Annotated in this window: 21 protein-coding genes; 3 read left to right on the plus strand and 18 right to left on the minus strand. The window is 37.7% G+C overall.

The features are described from left to right. Positions 1-14: 14 nt before the first annotated feature. From BW980_RS05090 to BW980_RS05120, 7 genes are all read right to left on the minus strand, one after another. A complete protein-coding gene (locus BW980_RS05090; protein WP_076453880.1) occupies positions 15-941 on the minus strand; it encodes a GTP-binding protein in 927 nt (308 codons plus the stop codon). Positions 942-1017: 76 nt separating this feature from the next. After that, positions 1018-1974 carry a DUF4625 domain-containing protein gene (locus BW980_RS05095; protein ID WP_076453881.1) on the minus strand — a complete coding sequence of 319 codons (957 nt, stop codon included), beginning with the start codon at positions 1972-1974 and terminating at the stop codon, positions 1018-1020. Between the two features lie 14 nt (positions 1975-1988). Continuing rightward, a complete protein-coding gene (locus BW980_RS05100) occupies positions 1989-2468 on the minus strand; it encodes a DUF4625 domain-containing protein (protein WP_076453882.1) in 480 nt (159 codons plus the stop codon). 57 nt (positions 2469-2525) lie between these two features. Beyond that, the gene (locus BW980_RS05105; RefSeq protein WP_076453883.1) at positions 2526-3332 is read right to left on the minus strand and encodes a DUF4625 domain-containing protein; all 807 of its coding nucleotides are present in this window, start codon (positions 3330-3332) and stop codon (positions 2526-2528) included. Positions 3333-3358: 26 nt separating this feature from the next. Then, a complete protein-coding gene (locus BW980_RS05110; RefSeq protein ID WP_076453884.1) occupies positions 3359-5728 on the minus strand; it encodes a TonB-dependent receptor in 2370 nt (789 codons plus the stop codon). 467 nt (positions 5729-6195) lie between these two features. Further along, positions 6196-6849: a GTP cyclohydrolase I FolE gene (gene folE / locus BW980_RS05115; RefSeq protein ID WP_076453885.1), complete on the minus strand. Its 654-nt coding sequence runs from the start codon at positions 6847-6849 to the stop codon at positions 6196-6198. Further along, positions 6842-7246: a MerC domain-containing protein gene (locus tag BW980_RS05120; protein WP_076453886.1), complete on the minus strand. Its 405-nt coding sequence runs from the start codon at positions 7244-7246 to the stop codon at positions 6842-6844. The genes folE and BW980_RS05120 overlap by 8 nt, the downstream gene beginning before the upstream one ends. Positions 7247-7330: 84 nt before the next feature. On the opposite strand from BW980_RS05120, the gene BW980_RS05125 reads away from it, so the two are divergent. After that, positions 7331-7708 carry a Fur family transcriptional regulator gene (locus tag BW980_RS05125; RefSeq protein WP_076453887.1) on the plus strand — a complete coding sequence of 126 codons (378 nt, stop codon included), beginning with the start codon at positions 7331-7333 and terminating at the stop codon, positions 7706-7708. 39 nt (positions 7709-7747) lie between these two features. Then, positions 7748-7945 (plus strand): transposase, encoded by a 198-nt coding sequence (locus tag BW980_RS22270; protein ID WP_175609854.1) that lies wholly within the window; start codon positions 7748-7750, stop codon positions 7943-7945. Between the two features lie 36 nt (positions 7946-7981). Here the strand turns inward: BW980_RS22270 and BW980_RS23060 are convergent, their stop codons facing one another. Together BW980_RS23060 and BW980_RS05130 are read right to left on the minus strand one after the other, a co-directional pair. Next, on the minus strand, positions 7982-8191 hold the full coding sequence (locus BW980_RS23060) for a hypothetical protein (RefSeq protein WP_449489378.1): 210 nt from the start codon (positions 8189-8191) through the stop codon (positions 7982-7984). Positions 8192-8518: 327 nt separating this feature from the next. Next, on the minus strand, positions 8519-9520 hold the full coding sequence (locus BW980_RS05130; RefSeq protein WP_083690364.1) for an NAD(P)/FAD-dependent oxidoreductase: 1002 nt from the start codon (positions 9518-9520) through the stop codon (positions 8519-8521). A gap of 261 nt (positions 9521-9781) precedes the next feature. Between BW980_RS05130 and BW980_RS22275 the strand changes: the two genes are divergently transcribed. Then, entirely contained in the window at positions 9782-9925 is a 144-nt protein-coding gene (locus BW980_RS22275) for a hypothetical protein (protein ID WP_245799956.1), read from the plus strand. 166 nt (positions 9926-10091) lie between these two features. On the opposite strand, the gene BW980_RS05140 is transcribed toward BW980_RS22275, so the two are convergent. The 9 genes from BW980_RS05140 to BW980_RS05175 form a co-directional block, all read right to left on the minus strand. Further along, a complete protein-coding gene (locus tag BW980_RS05140; RefSeq protein WP_076453889.1) occupies positions 10092-11072 on the minus strand; it encodes a hypothetical protein in 981 nt (326 codons plus the stop codon). A 303-nt stretch (positions 11073-11375) separates the two neighbouring features. Beyond that, on the minus strand, positions 11376-11900 hold the full coding sequence (locus BW980_RS05145; protein WP_076453890.1) for a hypothetical protein: 525 nt from the start codon (positions 11898-11900) through the stop codon (positions 11376-11378). Positions 11901-12327: 427 nt separating this feature from the next. After that, positions 12328-12990, minus strand: coding sequence for a DUF2625 domain-containing protein (locus tag BW980_RS05150; protein WP_076453891.1), 663 nt, complete (start codon positions 12988-12990; stop codon positions 12328-12330). Positions 12991-13281: 291 nt separating this feature from the next. Next, complete coding sequence (locus BW980_RS05155; RefSeq protein ID WP_076453892.1) at positions 13282-13842, minus strand: hypothetical protein; 561 nt, start codon at positions 13840-13842, stop codon at positions 13282-13284. A gap of 834 nt (positions 13843-14676) precedes the next feature. Continuing rightward, positions 14677-15141, minus strand: coding sequence for a PepSY-like domain-containing protein (locus BW980_RS05160; protein WP_076454670.1), 465 nt, complete (start codon positions 15139-15141; stop codon positions 14677-14679). Positions 15142-15362: 221 nt separating this feature from the next. After that, complete coding sequence (locus BW980_RS22905) at positions 15363-15494, minus strand: hypothetical protein (protein ID WP_262508138.1); 132 nt, start codon at positions 15492-15494, stop codon at positions 15363-15365. A 53-nt stretch (positions 15495-15547) separates the two neighbouring features. Next, entirely contained in the window at positions 15548-16084 is a 537-nt protein-coding gene (locus BW980_RS05165) for a hypothetical protein (protein WP_076453893.1), read from the minus strand. Beyond that, positions 16085-17488: a pyridoxal phosphate-dependent decarboxylase family protein gene (locus tag BW980_RS05170; RefSeq protein WP_076453894.1), complete on the minus strand. Its 1404-nt coding sequence runs from the start codon at positions 17486-17488 to the stop codon at positions 16085-16087. Between the two features lie 138 nt (positions 17489-17626). Further along, on the minus strand, positions 17627-18451 hold the full coding sequence (locus BW980_RS05175; RefSeq protein WP_076453895.1) for a hypothetical protein: 825 nt from the start codon (positions 18449-18451) through the stop codon (positions 17627-17629). Positions 18452-18560 lie beyond the last annotated feature (109 nt).

An 18560-nucleotide genomic window follows, 5' to 3' on the forward strand; every position in this document is an offset into this window, starting at 1 on the left:
CTATGGGTTCTGTCTCAAGGTTTTTGCTTCTTTTCAGAAATTGATGCGTTTAGGCTTTGACGTATTGTTTTTTCTAAGGTTTCGGGACTGCTGCCGGGTCCTATGGTCAAAAGTTTGGTGCCTGTTATGGGAACACCGTTAAAGGGTCTGATATGGATCTCGCCATCTGGGTTACGTTCAAAGTAAGTATAAGCACTTTCCCCATTAATTTGGGCACAACCTTTTACCCTGAGTATATTTTTGGGGAGTGTCCTGCAAATGGCGTGAATACATTCTAGATGAGGTAGCATGGGTAAATCCGCAGAGCAGGAAGACCAGTGTGCTTTTTGATGCTCCATTTTTTGAACCGTACCGGCAGTCGGTAACAGTTCGGGAAGAAGCAAAATATTTAAATCTTCCATAGTGCTAATTTGTGCCAATGGGTTGAGCGCTTTTATTTCCTTTACGACTGTATCCTGCCTGCTTTTTGTTGTATTCCCTAGATGGGTTAAGACAAGAAGTGAGGAAACCTGAATCTGATTGGCTTCCAATTCGTTATAGTCTCCCCGTTTTTGCCAGTTTTTGACGTCCACCACCGATATTTGAATAGGGGGTAAGAACCTGTCATTTAAGCCTACACCTAAGAACTCCATTAGAGCGCAAGCATCAGAAGTACCATTGGCTTCAATTAACGTAATACCCTTTTCTCTTTTGGGAATTCTATTGACTATGTTTCTGAGCTCTACAATACCACTACAACAAATACAACTGCCTGTTAAGGCTTTTATACTATTGGTTTGCATTTGCCCTACAAACTGTTGGGCATCCATATGGGCATTCTCATAATCGTTAAGGACAAGAAAAGGGTCGTATCCTTTTTTTGAAAAACTATCAATTAAAAATTTTAACAGGGTAGTTTTTCCTGCGCCCAAAAAACCAACAATCGTAATAATAGTTTCCATATGGTAAGAGGTGTATTTAAGCTTCTGTACAGCTTTTTATTTTAGACTGGTTTCTTAATACGGGTTATACGGATGCCTATTCCATTGAGATATCGAGTTCAAAGTAATGGTAAACGCTAATGTCATAGGTGGTGTTGGTATATACTACACCGAAATAATATTCAGTTGTTTGCCAAGATTTTTCTTCATTTATAGGGTTTGGCCCTGGTTTGTTATTATCAACCGATGCCCCTATTGTAAGTTCAGGGGAAACACGCTCCTCTTCTGCCTCCCAAGCAAAGATCCTATTGCTGAACGAACCTACATCTTCCCAGTTTTTATGTTCAAAAACGTCATACACTATCACCTTTGAAAAATCAATATCATCTACAATCTTAGGAAGATGATTTGCTGACTTCTTAATGAAAATAAGGTACATTTTTCCATCGCCTTTCACATCTTTAATGGTGGCGGAAGATTGGAATACATCACCACTGGAATAGGCTACACCTTCGGGGTTTTCCAGTGTTTCATTAATTGACATATAAGATGCTCCGCCATTCGTATAAAAGTCCCATAAATATATATAGGGGTCAACAGGAAGGTTTGCCGGGTCAATAAGACTTACATCATAAACTTCTACCAATGATGTCCCGTTTTCATCGGTAACAGTAATTGCCAACTCGAATTTTCCCTCAGGGGCATCTTCAGGAATGTCAAAATGTTCGTGTACCGTACTGTTTTTAAGACCTTTAAATTTGTCCCAAAATATCTCAAAAGACCAGTCGTGCGTATACATTTCGTTTTCAATTGGCTTAATATTTATTTTCACCATTTCAATGGTACTTCCCGCAACGACTTCGGCATTAAAGTGAAAGTCCCTACCAATGACGCCTTGGTTAGAAGCCCCTATTTCTACTTCACTTATTGTAGGTGTCGGCAGCTGTGATAAGTTATCTTCATCGTCATGGCTACAAGATGTTAGTAGAATTCCTGAAAACACAATTGCCAAAGTGGTTCGTAAAATGTTTGTGTAAGATTTGTTTATTTTCATTTGTGTTGTTCTTATTATTCCACAATTTTTATGTCTATAGAGGTTCTGCTTTGCCAACCGGTCTTATCCGTTACGGAATATGAACAGTGATAATCGCCCGCGTCTATATCATCTGGAATGGTTACCGGAATGTTGAACTCATAACTGGTCAACCCTTCGTCAACCGTATAATTTTCTATGAAAATCAAGGGGTTTACAGGTGATTTTATGGCCCCTAAATCGCATTCGGCAACTTGGTCGTCATGGGTGTGATGGTCAAAATTGTGGTGGATATCTATACTGTAGGCGGCCAATGCTTGATTATCAGTGACCATAGCCCTGAAATTATAAGTTTCCCCTTTCGTTAACATCGCACAACCTTGGGGGAAACCTGCAGTATAATTAACGCTAATGGTAGGTTTTTCTTGATCTTTATCAATACTATCATCACTGGAGCATGCCGCAGTTAGAAGTATTAGTGATAAAAAATAAAAGTGTTTTAGTGTAAACTTCATTTTTTAAGATTTAAAACCGCATAGCACGCTTCGATGCTATGCGGCAGTATTGTTTAATTATGCGGTAACATCAATATGGGTTTCATATTCGGTAGTGTTCCCATCTTCATCTTCAACAGTGAAAATAATATGGTATTCTCCGGCCGGGGCAGTAGCGGGTACATCAATGTGCTCGTGAAACTCCGCTTCGGTCAACTCATGGAATTTTTCGGAAAAATCACCTTCGTAATCCCACTCAGCTTCACCTTCACCAAGTTCTAGGTCATGGGCATGGATATCAACCAAGACTTCATGAATTCCGTTTGGTGCATCGATCATAAACTCAATGTGGAAATCATTTCCTTTGGCAACGGTTTCATCCATTTCAAAACCGCTAATGCTAACGGGATCCATTATTTGAAGATGACCTTCTACTTCTGTGCTGTTCCCGGCTTCATCGGTGACCAAAAGCTCTATATGGTACTCCCCGGAAGGAATATCAGAAGGCACATCTACATGTTCATGAAACTCAGGATTAAGTACTAAGTATTTAGCATCGGTATATACTTTTTCAAATTCCCAATCTACTTCACCTTCTCCGGCAGTTACCTCATCTGAATGAATGGAAAGCGTGATGCTGCTTACGGTAGCTGCTGCGCTGATTTCTGCGGCTAAATGAATGTCAGAACCTTTAAAGGCATATGCTTCTTCTGTTTCATCATCATGATCGTGATCTTCAGCGTCGTCATGATGACCTTCGCCAAATTCAAATTCGGAAATGACAGGAGCGTTCAATTCAACATCTCCATCATCATCACTACTACAGGATTGTAAAAAGAGTCCGACAAATGCGACGATTGCTAAAAATTTAAAACTTGTTTTCATAGGGTTTAATTTTAATTAACGATTATTTAAAAAGGTACTGTTATTGATAATGAGATATTTCTGCCAGCTTCTGGTACGTCTATAAGTCTGTAAAAACTGGTATGGTTAAAATATTTTGTGTCGAATACGTTGTTGAGTTTTACACGCATTTCTAGGGGTAAATTATTTTTGAACACATCTATTTCCGATAAAAAAGACATGTTCAAAACTTGATAGCCATCGGTCTTTTCTTCGGGAGGAACAATTTCTTCTTGAGCTGCGGTAATTCTAAAATCGGCGATCAATTGAGGTTTCTCGAAAAACAAAAGCTTGTTAAATTGATAGTTAGCGGATAATAGTCCGGATAAAGGCGGAGAAAAAGGAAGTGTAAAATCTTTTTTAGGACCACTGGTCTGTCTGGCATACACGTATTCTGCAGAGGCATCCAACCGTAAATTATGGAACAACTTTGTACTTGCCCTTAGTTCGCCCCCGAACCTAAAGACTTTGGCTTGTGTATATTCATAAACCTGTTGTGTCTCGTTGTATTCCGAAGTTGGATTTAAATAGATATAGTTCTGGAAAAAATTAACGAAAGGACTGACACCAAGGCTAAACGATTTGGTAGTATGGTCAATATCAACATCCAATTGATACGATTCTTCGGGGTCCAAATCCAAATTCCCTCTTTCATAACGGTACATGCTATAAAAAACACCGTCAGAAGCCAGCTCATTAGCTAGGGGCATTCTAAAACTCTTGCCCACATTTACTTTGTACGTGGTGTTATTATTTATATAACTAAGCCCAGCAGATGCACTGATATTACCAAAATCCAAGGTTTTATCTTGGGCCCTTTGTAAATACACATACGAAGTGGAACCATCGGCATTATCAATGGTAGACGGAAACCAATCGAAATAGGATTTACTCCGTATTCGCCCAAAATCATAACGAATACCTGCTAAAAGATGAAAATTAGAATGAATTTCATATTGATCATAAGCAAATGCCCCGATAGTAAAACGATTGTACTCCGGAATTAAAAATCCCCATCCACCTATTTTATTGTCCTGATATTCTGCATTTATTCCTGTAACAATATCATGCTTGTCATTTGGTTTAAAGGAGTCTTTGACATTCAATGAAAATGTGTTTTTATGGAACACGCGCTCTTTGCTATTTGACGGCGTTGGCATATAACCATGAGGTGATGGTTCCGTATGTTCTTCTCTATAATTGGTTTGAAAACCCAAATCGAACAGAAATGTATGTTCTCCTAATGCTAAAGTGCTGCTATTTATTACTTTAAAATGATTAACGGTTTGATAGGGAAGGTCGATATCCCTGTTGGAGCTATCAAAATCAATACTAGAGGCTCTGGCTTCCAGACCATGGGCATTGGCAAAATAGCCGTTTTTGGAATTTACATTACTAAAGAAAGTTTCTGACTTTATCTTATCAGAAACATAGCCAACACTAAAGCTTGCATTAGCTTCCCTTCCTGCCGTGTTTCTTAAATGATTTTCATGTAATTCAAAAATGTAATTTTCATAATTGATTTGATCTGTTGGCACTTTATAATCTCCGTAATCCCTATAGGTTAGGCGTGCACGATAAAACCATTTTTCCTTTCTTCCTTGCACGCCCGCTGAAACCCCCAACAAATCATTGTTGCTTTCCCCCAAAACGTTAACCGCGCCACTAAAGGAATTTGGATATGGAATGGCATTAGGTTGAATGTCTACCACGCCCGCAATAGCATCGGAACCGTATAATAAGGAAGCGGGACCTTTTATAATCTGAATGTTTTCAATGCCGTGCTGATCTATTTCCAGTCCGTGGTCATTTCCCCATTGTTGAGCTTCGTGCTTAATGCCGTTTTGCACCACGGCAACCCGGTTAAAACCTAAGCCCCGAATCACCGGTTTTGATTGGCCGGAGCCAATATTGATAGTGCTCACTCCGGGTATTTTGCTCAAGGTTTGCATTAATGTATTTTCTCTATTCTGGTTCAGAAACTCTTCGGAAACCGTATGGGAAACTATAGGAACTTCCATGATTGCCCTTTTTTTGGTTTTACCGCTCACTTTTACTTCGTCAAGAACAGTGGCCATTGCATGTAAGAAAACCTTGACTTCTCCTAAATTAGAGTCTACGTCAACACTAATGGTCTTAGGTTCGCAACCAATATGGGATATGGTAAAAGAGTACGTGCCTTCAGCCACATTGTTAATGGTAAAAGCACCGGTTTCCGATGTAACGGCAAAATGATCTTTCCCGACGATAGTTGCGCCTTGCGCCGGAGTTAAGTCCTTTACGTGCAACACAACCCCTTTTATTTGAAAAGAACCTTGTGCTGAGGCTGTTGGGCATAGACTAAAGAATAGCCCTATACTCAGTATTTTGTAAAACATAATAGTGTACTATAAGAATTGAATAGATGTGCTTTAAAAGCAAGCAAGATGATCGTGATATATAGTCCGCTTGTATTGATGAAGACCTAAGGAGCCTCATGTGGTGAAGCGCCTGGTAGTTCAAGTTTTCGGACTTAAAAATGTATAGAAGACTTATAGTAATATGGGGGGAGGTCTAGAAAATAGAGCCGTGGTAATGATAGTGCCGGTAACCGTGTACCGATAGTTGTTAACAATCTCAAGGGGTATATAAAATGCAAAATTCTCTATTTCAAAATCACTGGGCTTAGGAGCAAGAGTTGGAATTAAATTATTTGTAAATGCGTAGTCACAAACAATACAAGTATCGTGCTCTTTATCATCATTTGAATGAGATAAAACATGCAGCCCGGCCACTTTCGTTAGGAGAAATAAAGCTAGGAGAAGAAATGATATTTTATTTTTTGTATGTGTTGTAGCCAATGGTCTTATGAGCCTATTAATTTCAAGAAGTCACTTTTGATTCGTTCGTTCTCAAAACGGCCTCCGTACTCAATGGTCGTGGTGAAACTATTGGAGTCTTTAATTCCCCTAGAGGAAACACATAAATGTTCGGCTGAAATCACCACGATGACATCGTCCGTTTCCAAGGTATTTTGTAAATCTCGTAAGATTTGCAGGGAAAGTCTTTCTTGGACTTGAGGGCGATGTGCGTAGTAATCGACTAACCTGTTTATTTTTGATAGTCCAACGACTTTATTTTTGGGGATATACCCGATATGGGCTTTTCCCGTAATCGGTAAAAAATGATGTTCACAGGAAGAGTTGATAGTAATATTTTGTTCTACCAACATTTTGTCGTATCCATATTTATTGTCAAAAACTGAGATTTTTGGTTTGTTCTTGGGGTCTAAACCGTAAAAAAGTTCTTCTACGTACATTTTGGCGAATCTATATGGGGTGCCAGATAGGCTGTCATCGGTTAAGTCTAACCCCAATTCTTCCATTATTTTAGAAAAATAACTTTGAATGTTTTTAATTTTTTCTTTATCGGATTTCTCAAATGCATCCGGACGCAATGGTGTTTGAACGCTTGTGGAAATATGATTATCGCCTAATGTTTCTATTTTGTATTTATCCATTTTGAGTACAACATTTATTGTTTTTGCATTGACAATATTTCAAATTATAAATATGAAGTGAAGCTAGGGAAAATGCAGTAATATAGGTTACGGTTTCGGGCAATGAAAGCAATTGATACTTTTCATTTAGGATTAAAAAAAGTAAAGCACTCCAATTAATCCATAATAAGGGTTTCATGTAGCTTTTACCGGTGTTTTTAGTGGAGCGACTTACCGCAAAGAATGAAATAGTTAAGAAAACATAGTCTAAATAGCTCCACCAAATCGGTGTCGATATATGTTCGTTTAAAGAGGAGGTATGAGCCACAAAAATGAAAGGGGTGGCTACACAGTGAATTACACACAAATTGCTTACGATAGCTCCATAAATATCGGGTTTTCTTAAGATTAATTTCATAGTTATCTACAATGTTAATGCAACTTGGTTGCAAAAGTAATCATATAATTTGTTATTACAACTAAGTTGTAATAAATTTGTTACATGGGAATAATTAGAAAAACACAATCTGTAGAATTCTTATTGGCAGAGTTTCAAAGTACAGAAGCATTGTCGGCTATTGAGTTAATTGGGCGCCTTGATTCAAAACTTAATAAGACTACGGTTTATCGTGTGTTGGATAAACTTGAAGATGATGGTGTCTTACATTCTTTTCTTGACAATAGTGGAATTCGATGGTATGCAAAATGTAAGTCTTGCACCAAATCGAAACACTTTGACGGGCATCCACATTTCCAGTGCTTAAGTTGTGGTAAAGTCGATTGTTTGAATATTAATGTTTATTTACCCGAAATTCCAAATAGGCAAGTAACCGTCTCTCAAATATTGATACAGGGGAATTGTGAATTTTGTGCGAATTGATTTATGGAATGAAGTCGGTGTTATATTTCAAAGGGCGTATTGACGCAAACTTTTGGAATAAGTGTGTGGGCGGACTTGAAGAGCGATTCGGGACTAGGAGGCAAAGCAACACTGTTCTTGATCGTGGTTGCCGACGGTTTCAACAAGTTCGATACTGCGGGCCAGCCTTGTAGCTATGTGGGCACAACCCTAGTCATGCATATGTCGGGCAGTAGTGCCAGGGGCAGGCTAGAATAGGTAAAATGGGCGACCGCAAGCTCCGCAACCTACTTTTTATATGTGCTTGTTCGGCCATTTAACCTTAATTCCCATAGTGTTGAGCCCATCATAGTCTATCTTCTTATTTGAAATAAAAATTTCTCCATCGAACAATTTATTTGGGGGGGCGAAGTGGTGATGTTTTGATATAATAAAGCTAAACCCTAAAATGTTATTGGAAGCTGCATAATTACAGTAAAGCCCATATTTATCCCAACGGTTGATTTCGTCCCACTCGTCTTAGAGGGGGGGGGCAAAAATTGCTGCCAAGTTTCAGAACACTTGATTTGAAGGTTTTGGGTTTGGTCTTTCTAAATAAATTCAGCATACCAAATTGTTCATTGGAATGGGCTACAACCGCAGTTTGTCTCAAAACCTCCTTCGATTTTGAATAAGTTCAGACAATTGGTGATATAAGGGTGTAGCCTTATCCAAGAATGATGGCTTCCCTATTTTTTCCGATGGAATAAAGGTCGATTATTTTTGAAAATTTGTAAATTCTTTTTTGAATGGCCTTCCGATTTTACGGGGTTTAAACATACTGCCACCCAATTAAAAACCCTCTTGTGTAAGTTCATTATTAATAATGGCTCCTGAAATATTTCCACTAGAAACTGCTATTGCAACAGAACGCATTAATGAACTATTGTCGCCACAAGCAAAAATTCCTTCCTCTGTAGTTTTTTGCATAGGATTGACTTCAATATGTCCGTGTTCATTAAATTTACAACCTAATATTTCAGGTATTCTAGAGTTTTGTTCAAACGGAACAGAAGCATATGCACATTCGTAATTTTCCTTACTCCCGTCTTTGAATACTACATTTTCTAATTGCCCATTCTTATGTTCGATGGTTGCAATTTCCTTTTCTACAATTTTAATATGGTTCCGCCTTAACTTTTCGAGTTGCTTTTCATCGAAATTTTTTATTCCCGAAGTGATGATTGTTATGTCTTTTGTTAAATTGTTCACTAGAGAGGCAAGGTGAAATGCTCTTTCTCCATTAGCGATTATAGCGGTTTTTTTATTTCGTATTTCGTAACCGTGACAATAAGGACAGTGTACCACTGAAATTCCCCAGCATTCGGAAAAGCCATTTATATTTGGCATTATGTCTTTAATCCCTGTAGCAAAAACCAATTTCTTGGCACTAAATTTATCTCCCTTTGAGGTTGTGATTTCAAAACCTTTTTTAATTCTCTTACCACTTACGGCAAGTCCCTTATAAAATTTGACACGGTCATATTTAGATAGTTGACTTTTGGCAATTTTAGATATTTCTTCAGGCGTGCTTCCGTCTTGGGTCAGAAAATTATGGGAATGTGGTGTTTGGCGGTTACAGGGTTTTCCCGCATCTATGATCAATGTATCTCTTAAGGAACGTCCTAAACTCATAGCTGTAGAAATACCGGCGTAGCTCCCGCCGATAATGATTACTTCAAATTCTTTTTTATCCATTTTGTTATTGTATTGAGCGAAGAGTGACCAAGGTCTCGGCATTGCAAATGCCAAACCTGACACTCCAAATATTTCTATGATTTCTCTTCGAGTCATTAGATGATATTAATGCGATGTTATCGCAATTGTTTTTGGCGAATATACAATCTTTTTTATTATTGCAACTAATTTGCAATAGTAAATAAATAAAGACACTCTAAGCCTTCTTTAATATCTAAACGAAAACCAATTTTCGGTCACCTATTATCGGGCCGAGTACGAGCGGAACATCGAAGGGGTGAACAGCCAACAGGGCAGATATATGAAAGACAAACGGGAAGGTGCGCTGGAAGCCGTATTCGGAACACTGACGCTTTCATGATACTCAGGAAGATAAACTCCATAGGGTTGGCACAGGCCAACAAGGTGATGCACCGCTCGACGATCGCCTTCAACCTGAAAAAGTACTTGAAATTCACGGAAAAACGTGTCAAAAGTAGGGTAGGGCACTTGGTCTTTTGAAAATAGCCGAAAAGGTCTAGCGCCAAATGTTCTTCGCCCTTTTGGGTCGCTCAAAAATCAAGGAGCAAAGACCGGCCTGAAAACCAAAAGTCCTTGAAAAGGCTCAAAAATGTTCTTTTTTTCGCTGTTCAGCGACGGGTACTACCCTTACCATTGTTGCGTGTAGTTATTTTTCCGTTTGTTTTTGAACCCAATCCATAAGTTCATCTTTATTTAGCGCATCCCAAGTTGATTGAGTATTCTTTTTTGATGAAGTATTATCTTCAGGCTGTAAAACAATCAATTCATTATTCTTATTTCCTACGAGTTGCAACTCAGCTAAAAAGCCAACTATATCCGTAGAATTATTCTCATATAGGGTTCTTAGTTGCTTATTTAGTTTATATTTTATTGCAGGTTCTATATATGCTCTAACAGCGTAGTCTTTGTAAATTTTAACATTTTCATTTTTTTCATCGAAGTAGCTATATGATGAGAAGTTGTGATAGTTTTCGGGATTGGTTTTAGGTGTTCCTCCCAAGTTCGTTTCCAATAGATAGTTTATAAATTTTGGTTCCCAAAGGTCAATGCGGTTAATTCTTATATCACGTTTATGTTGATACCATTTTCTTGTAAAATCCATCGTGAAATTGCAAACGATAATACCTTTAATTTTAAGTTGAAATTTGGAGTCACTCTCTTTCATGAATTTGATATAACGCATCGCTCTATGACCGACTAAACTTGCTCCTAAAAAGAAAATGTTGTTATTCGGTAAGTTATATTTATCAAACACTTCTCGAATCAGCTTATGCGTAGAAGCCATAGATGATTTAGAAAAGTAAAAGTCTAGAGGGATTTCGGTTGAAACGGACAATACCGCAAAGTCCTTTTCCGATGCTTGAGTATACATCTGCTTTGAACTCCTGTTCTTTTTATCATATTTTGAATCTTCGAGGAAAATGAGCACCCCTTTTATTTCCTTATTTTCAGGAAGCATTAGCGTATAACCTTTTTGAACAAATGAAAAAAAGTCATTTTCTCCCATTCCAACTCTTAGGCTATCATTTTTTACTGGCTCGTAATATTCAACGATTTTCTGAGAGAAAGACTTTATACTGAAAAGAATAAAAAAGAGGAATAAAAATAGCTTAAAAAGTACTTTCATTTTCGTTTGTTTTAATTACGTACAAGGGTTTGTGAATGAAGCTATGGGCATTTCATTTTCAGTTTACCGCTAATTTTATTCGTTGCCCTAAATTTCATTTTTACCACTTATTGCCCTATTTGCTATAGGTATTGTGCCTGTTGCGCAACCATGAATTCCATCAATACCTACTTGTTAGGTTATTTTTTATAAAATATAACTAAATGGTAAATTGGTTTTTGATCATTTCTGATAATTCAAAAACTATCAATGTATTTCTGATGACGGGTTGCGCAACGGTTCCTATTGTTGTGCTTATGCTGATTAAAAGCAAGGTGTTGAAGAGAAATTATCAGCAGTGTGATCAATCGTAAAGTTGAATTCTTTATCGTCTTTTTCTCTTTTATAAGTGACATAGTACCAATTTCCTGATTTTGTCAATTTATAAACGCCATTTATTTTTCCGTTATAAATTTCATCGTAATAATCAATTATTGTAGGGCTTGTACCTCCTTCTATATATTCATTTCTGACAAACTTCATGGGTATTGATTCTGATTGCCCCTTGTATCTAATCTCTGTTGCTCTGTTTGAATCGTTAAACCCAATCCAAATCTTTTTGGAATTATTGGTATCGCTAGTGTAACAAACGTAATTTTTAATAGTTGAGTTTTCTTTTTTTACTTCGTCAATCTCTTCTATATCAATTTCACTTTTTTTATTCAATGATTCACGATTCTGTTCTATTTTGTCTGAATGTATATCATTTTGTTTTTTACTTGATTTTTGTCCGCAAGAGATACAGATGAATAGTAAAATAAAATATTTTAGTATTGAAATTCTTTTCATATCGTTTTTAAATAAAGCATAAGGTTTTAGCTAAGCGTAGTGCGGAGGTACGACATCTGCGACAACAGTGGGCGAGTTGATCCGGCTGAAACGTTTCCGTCTGGTCTACTGGCCAGAGCTTTTTGTTTTGTAATTGTTTTTTCTTTTTTAATTGCCGATTTTGAATATTTCGCTGGCGCGTAATTTTCAATTTAGCTACATTGTAAATATACACAGACCTTTCGGTTTTGCCCTAAAGTCTGCATTACGTTTAGGTTATGTGCCTGTTGCACAAGCATGAATTTCATCAATACGTACTTGGTAGGGTATTTTTTAAATATAACTAACTGATATATTGTGTTTTAGTTGTTTTTTTGTAATTCAAAAACCATCAATTTATTGCTGATGACGAGTTGTGCAACCGTTACCAATGTTGTATGCTGGCTTTTTATAGCTGTTTTTTGAAATCAAGTTGAAGATTCCAAATCTCTTCAATCGGAATTGGTTTTCTACTCAAATCATTTATATTACCATATTCCGTCCATAAAAAAGGATAGAATCCGATTCCTTCATTACCGTCCAAGTTTTTAATTTCCTCTACCCAATTATTCCATTTTAAGCCTTCATAAAATTGTTCTAAATCTCCAGTAAGTGTCCACCAGATAAAGTCAGAATATCCCATATCCATAGATTCCCATTCAAGACAATCAGGAGCGAAATAATATATTTGTCCTAAATCTTCCCCAAATTCCCCTCCATTAATCGCGAAAAACCCTCCGATAACATCATCAGCTATGAGAAAATATGGAGCTTGTTGTCCAAATTCAGTTATTGATTTGTTTTTATTCCAATCAGGTAAACTCCGATTTATTTTTTCATTGCCAGAACCTAAAATTCGAATCCATCCGTTATCAATTAAAATTCCGCCTGTTTCATAAATAATTGCACCCATTGGAGAACGTGTGGTAACTTGACTGTTATATAAAGCTAATTCGGCATTTTTTTCATTTTTCAATAATACTTGGACCTTATTTGTAGCATCTTTAATCCATTCAGAAACTAATTCCCAACCTGGTTCGTCTTTATTTATTAATTCAGATAATGGTTTCATTTAGATGATTTTTTCGCCTGTTCGTTAATATACATTATTTACAAAAGTTATAGCTTAGGGTTTACACTAAGTTAGTTTCCAACCTTACTGATTGTTCTTTCTTTCTAAACAGATGTTCATCAAAGTATTCTAAAAATATGTTTCTATAAAACACCCTCCAAATACCATTGCTCCGATATGTTTACCTTGTAGCGAAGCGGAAAGGTAAACCCAATTATAGGCTTTCCATCTTATGGCTCCATTTTTGGTAACTTTTAAGACTTTCATTTTGGAATCGTAATCAAGTAAATTCTAATTAGTTAAAAAATATTGAACGTTTATAAGTTCTATATCATTGATTATACCCAAATCTAGGGAGCTTTCTTGGTCATAAAATAGTGTACAACTGGATTTAGCCCCAAGTTGGAAGCAAGGCAAGGTTGTTTTATCTGAATAACTTTGACTGGACGTTTGCTCTCCTATCTTTACGGTCAATATAGGCAACCCTGTAACTTCGTAATCATTTGGGTTGTTTAATTGAATTTCAAATCGCCAACGCGAAGTATTATTTCCAGTATCGGGTGTAAATTCATAAAATAAGACATCGTAAGTAAAGCCATCTAACTCAGGTGGGTCAATTTGAGTTAATGGTTCTGGATCAGGAAAACTACAGGGTAGTTCAATAGTTTTATCAATGAAGTATTGTTGGTTATTCAAGAAGTAAGTATCGCTAACAACTGCGGTTTTTGTGCAATCTTCTTCTTCTTCTTCTTCTTTAGAATCACAGCTAATGTTAAGAATAAAGCTGTAAAAGGAGAAAAAAAGTAATAGAGTAGAAAATGTGCGTGGTGAACGCTTTATGCTATTTTTCATTAATGAATATATTATAATTTAGGATTCTTGTTTTTGATTTTAAAAAGGTCAAACCTCACCCAGGGCGAGAATTCGAATATCGTTTAAGGAAGAAAAATCTTAATTACGTATATTTTGTTTTAGCGAAGTCAAATGTATACAAAATAATAAAACGGAAACTTCTTTTATACCTGTAATTAAAGGCCTTTTTTTTGATTTATTGGGCTATTGATTACAACAATAGGATATGATCATTAATGCTATCCTACATATAAGAACTAAGATAAGAAAACCCTAACTCACAGGTGACGGGTTTGCCTTAAGGAAGCGGTTTCGAGGGCTTAAAAGAAAGATGCTATCTCTTGATATGATTTACTTTCGTTTGTGCACGAAGCTAAATGCGAAATATTTGTTATCGGTTTTTATCCATATCGCTGTAAACAAGGACTGTTTTCAATATGTAATGCATTTCGATAGATATTGACAACCCATTTGGCATGTTTTTTATGGGCTATTTCAATTTCATCCCCAATTTCCATTTTGTTGAAAATATGATTCTTGAGGTCGCAATACTTTGCATTTTCAAATACGAAACTGTATTAGGTTTCGGAAGCTTCGCTTTTATTTATAATACTAGATTGCACCAAATAAATTAAGGAATCACAATCGAAAGGAAACCCGATAAACTTTATCGGTCCGGTCTTGTTAGGGCACCTTGGTCATGGGGAACAGCTTACAGGGACAAGGAAGCCGGTTTCTAAATGTTTGCAAACAAAAAATAGCTAGGTTAGGGCCTAGCTATTTTTATTGTGGGTAGGTTTCTTTGGTTGTACCTACTACTGGGGGAAGCGATTATCAGTCGTTGTCGATCCTGATAAAATCTCCGTTCATTTCAAATTCGAGTTCAACATTGTTGTCCAATTCTACTTGTTGGTGGTCGAGTTCCAATTCCCAATCCGTAATAAAATTATCTGGATAGTTGGTGGCGGTATAGTCGCGTATAGCTTCCGGTATTACCGAATCGGGAAGTTTTGATGTACCGTCGATATCAACAATATCCATCTCGCTATTAAACTCTAGACTGGTGTTATCGCTTAATTGGACTTCATAGCTTACGATGTCGTTTTCAGTTTCTTTTTCCGCTTGAAATACCGAATTATCGCCAAAATGTGTGGTGATGTAGTTTTGGATCGCTTCGGGAATCTCATCCTCACTTAAAAAGATATCATTGGAGTTACTGTCGTCATCGTCGCTACAAGAGGTAAAAAGGGTTAAAAACGATGCCATTGCGATTACGGGCATTTTTACTGTGTTTTTCATAGAGGGGAATTCAATTAATTTTTTCGTTTTCATTGTAATTTTTTTAAGCTGTTCAATACTATGGATCCCATTGATCCTGTCTACATATTTATAGGGTTTTAAATAATTATGGGGCAAACCTAGGGGCGAAATCTGGAAAGACTTGGGAAAAAATGGAAGTTGTTGTGAAGATTTTAAAAGGACGGGACTTTTTGTTTTCTAAGGTATCGGGAATGATACTTCTAACTCCCTGTCATGAAACCAAAAAGGTGCTGTAAGGGCAGGGCAGATAGGAAGCATCCGTTTTTAATGCGGCTCACCCGTATGCCGATAGCGGTCTTTGCGGCCAGGGTCTTGTTATCTAAAAACAGCAAATTTGAAGGTGGTTTCGAAGTCGTGCAGCCCTTATTTCAATTATGTTCAAGGGTTAATATAGGATCAGGGCATAGATCCATATCGCGAGGAGGAAAAGGTTTGAAAAAAGTAAATTTAGTCTCGCATTTTCGGTGATATGTTTCGTTAAAAGGGTGTACAGAATCGAAATAATTATACTTCCGTTACATAGGATCAATAACACTTGGTTTAAGCCGCTAAAGCCCGATGCGATATCTATTTTCTTTTTAGGGGTACTAACTGTTTTTACGGTCTTAAAGATAGGGCTTACCGTTAATTGAATTTCTGGTGATTTTATTCTTGTTTTCGATGTGGCAAATTTGAGGTTTGTTTTGGTAGTATACCTATAACCCGAAGGTCTGCTAGACCTAACCGATGTGCCTCCGGTACTTTGGGGAAGTGTTACGATGCTTATAGACGATATGGAATCGGTGGTACTGCTTTCGGGCAACAGAAAAAAGTCCACTAAAAATACGGCACTTGCCAGTAGGGGAATGCTAACGAAAATCAGAAACTTTTTTTTAAAATCTTTTTTGAAGAACAAGCTAAATCTATCTACTGCTTCATTCATTTAAATTGTATTTATGATTCGCTGCATTTCTTTACATACCAAGTCAACATCCTTTTCGGTCGTCCTCCAATTCACAAACGACGCCCTGATCGCTTTTTCGTCATGGTAAAATGTCGGGGTCATAAACACTTTGCCGGAACCGTTTAATCGGCTTAAAAAAGCATCCAATACATCTTGGTCGGGTTTGCCCTTTAGATTAAAGACGATATTGTTCAATCGAACCGGGGCCAATAATTTAAAATCGTGGCTTTCCTCTATTTTATTCCCAAAATATTGAGCCAAAGCAATACTGTTTTCTACAATGGAGGCATAGCCTTCCTTTCCATATGCCCTTAAGGAAAACCAAGCCGGCAAGGCCTTAAGGCGTCTTGAGTTTTCGGGAAGAAAATTAAGGTAATTGAAATTCTCCAATGGGTCGCCGAGATAGGGGGCATTGGAATTTTGAAAAGATTCTGTTTGTAATAGGCGATGTTCTTCCTTTACGAGAAAAACGGCACTTTCATAGGGCACGTTTAGCCATTTATGACAGTCAAGGGTTATGCTATCGGAACAATCCCAATCTTCGAGAAAGTGTTTATGGGTATTGGAGCAAGCGGCGAAACCTCCAAAGGCGGCATCGGTGTGCCACCAAAAATTATACGTTTCCTTTAATTTCTTAATAGCCTTAAAATCGTCAAAGTCCACTGTATTTACGGTTCCTGCACTTGAGATAAGGATAAAGGGGCGACCGTTTAATTTTTTGATTTGGGCTTCTAGATCGTCGATTGAAATAGCTTCCCTATGGCCATCTATGGTTTTTACTTTAACAATGGTATTGCTGCCCATACCTAAAAGGGCCAGTGATTTAATGGCGGAAGAGTGGGGTGTGGCGGTCAGGACAGGTATTTTTTCCGTAATACCTTCCTTTGCAAAATCCTTGCCCGCGGTTTTTCCGATCCATTGCCTGGCGACCGCTAAACAAGTGAAGTTCGACATCGTAGCCCCGGTGACAAATCCCCCGACATAGGATTTAGGCAGGTCAAAAAGGTCTAAAATCAATTGGATGGTCTCCAATTCTATATTGGCGGAGATATCTCCAGTTCCCTTTATGGCTTGTGGATTTTGGTCATAGACGCTTGCCAACCAATCTCCCATAATGGAAGCAGGGGTTGAGCCACCAATGACATAGCCCCAAAATCTTGGTCCGGAAGAAGACACTATTAGGGGTTCGAACCTTTCGTTGAATAATTGCAAGGTTTCTCGCCCTCCAAGCCCTTGGTTATTTAGCCCGAGTGTTTCAGGGATCTTTTGATGGGAAGAAGTAGGCCTGTCGTTTATTGTATTGATATAATCAAGGCCTTGTGATTTTACTTTTTCGAGAAGGGATTCGAGTTCTGATAAGTCGCTTTGTAATAATTTATTCATTTTTTGGGGCTTGTTGCCAACAATATTCTATTGTTATCGATGCTATCTCACATACAACATCTAAGTTACGAAAACCTTGACACCCAAGTTCGGTCAGTTTCCTGGAGCCATGAAATATTGGGCAATTTTTTAATGGATTTAATGTGTCCCTTTTTTTAGCTCGACCACTCTTTTTCTGTTGTTGATCAGACTTTTAATTTTTGAATAAACCAAGAGATAGAGGGTAGCGGTCCCGAAAGAAACAAGGGTGCCTAGGTATATCCCGAACAAGGGGTAAACGATAGATACCGTTAGAGAGTAAATTATCAATGAAAACATCCCTATGGGAACATTTTTAATTACGGTATGTACGTGTTCCTTTGAGTAGGTATAGTGGATGATCAGCATTAAGGGGAATAGGGTCGTGGGGAAGGCAGAGAAAAGTCCCGCCCAGTTGGGACCCACGAATTTGGGGACGCTGGTGATCAGCAAAATGATCAAAGCGGCAAAAAAGGCCCGCACAAAAAGAATCTTAAAATTGAGTTTGGCCTTGGTCTCAATGGTAATGTTCTTGATTTCCCTGAACAGGTAGATGTACAGTAATGCAAAAGCAATGGGTATTGCTATGGCTAGAAATATATTGATTTCAATAAGGTGCAATAGCCAAACTATCACAAAATAACCGAGTATGGCCGATAAGGAGGAAAGGAGGATGTTGAGCTTGACAAAGTACTTTGATGCGATGTAGTAAATATAGACAAATGATAGGGCAGCGGTAAGTCCGATCATATTGTAAACGGCACTTTTCGCGGCGTAATCGGGACTTACTTCCAGTCCGAAAAAGAATAAGGTTATAGCGGAACCGGTGGGGTATCCCGATAAAATTCCGGCGACTTTCGGACTCACATTTTCCGCAAGAAGGGATAGGCCGATAACAAACACAATGGCAACGGCCAATTTAATTAGGAATAGTAGTTCGGTCATTTTTCTCGATATAAATAGATGCTACCCTACGAACCTTACAATTGAACATATGGGCGGTAGGTCTTTCTAGGGAAAAACCCTTTTTAGGACGGTGCAAAATTCATGAAAT

Source organism: Zobellia uliginosa, assembly GCF_900156625.1.
GTDB lineage: Bacteria > Bacteroidota > Bacteroidia > Flavobacteriales > Flavobacteriaceae > Zobellia > Zobellia uliginosa.

Bases quoted from the DNA above. Each gene is read 5' to 3' on its own strand.
- BW980_RS05090 (WP_076453880.1), bottom strand. From the start codon at position 941: ATGGAAACTATTATTACGATTGTTGGTTTTTTGGGCGCAGGAAAAACT.
- BW980_RS05095 (WP_076453881.1), bottom strand. From the start codon at position 1,974: ATGAAAATAAACAAATCTTACACAAACATTTTACGAACCACTTTGGCA.
- BW980_RS05100 (WP_076453882.1), bottom strand. From the start codon at position 2,468: ATGAAGTTTACACTAAAACACTTTTATTTTTTATCACTAATACTTCTA.
- BW980_RS05105 (WP_076453883.1), bottom strand. From the start codon at position 3,332: ATGAAAACAAGTTTTAAATTTTTAGCAATCGTCGCATTTGTCGGACTC.
- BW980_RS05110 (WP_076453884.1), bottom strand. From the start codon at position 5,728: ATGTTTTACAAAATACTGAGTATAGGGCTATTCTTTAGTCTATGCCCA.
- folE (WP_076453885.1), bottom strand. From the start codon at position 6,849: ATGGATAAATACAAAATAGAAACATTAGGCGATAATCATATTTCCACA.
- BW980_RS05120 (WP_076453886.1), bottom strand. From the start codon at position 7,246: ATGAAATTAATCTTAAGAAAACCCGATATTTATGGAGCTATCGTAAGC.
- BW980_RS05125 (WP_076453887.1), top strand. From the start codon at position 7,331: ATGGGAATAATTAGAAAAACACAATCTGTAGAATTCTTATTGGCAGAG.
- BW980_RS05130 (WP_083690364.1), bottom strand. From the start codon at position 9,520: ATGACTCGAAGAGAAATCATAGAAATATTTGGAGTGTCAGGTTTGGCA.
- BW980_RS22275 (WP_245799956.1), top strand. From the start codon at position 9,782: ATGATACTCAGGAAGATAAACTCCATAGGGTTGGCACAGGCCAACAAG.
- BW980_RS05140 (WP_076453889.1), bottom strand. From the start codon at position 11,072: ATGAAAGTACTTTTTAAGCTATTTTTATTCCTCTTTTTTATTCTTTTC.
- BW980_RS05145 (WP_076453890.1), bottom strand. From the start codon at position 11,900: ATGAAAAGAATTTCAATACTAAAATATTTTATTTTACTATTCATCTGT.
- BW980_RS05150 (WP_076453891.1), bottom strand. From the start codon at position 12,990: ATGAAACCATTATCTGAATTAATAAATAAAGACGAACCAGGTTGGGAA.
- BW980_RS05155 (WP_076453892.1), bottom strand. From the start codon at position 13,842: ATGAAAAATAGCATAAAGCGTTCACCACGCACATTTTCTACTCTATTA.
- BW980_RS05160 (WP_076454670.1), bottom strand. From the start codon at position 15,141: ATGAAAAACACAGTAAAAATGCCCGTAATCGCAATGGCATCGTTTTTA.
- BW980_RS05165 (WP_076453893.1), bottom strand. From the start codon at position 16,084: ATGAATGAAGCAGTAGATAGATTTAGCTTGTTCTTCAAAAAAGATTTT.
- BW980_RS05170 (WP_076453894.1), bottom strand. From the start codon at position 17,488: ATGAATAAATTATTACAAAGCGACTTATCAGAACTCGAATCCCTTCTC.
- BW980_RS05175 (WP_076453895.1), bottom strand. From the start codon at position 18,451: ATGACCGAACTACTATTCCTAATTAAATTGGCCGTTGCCATTGTGTTT.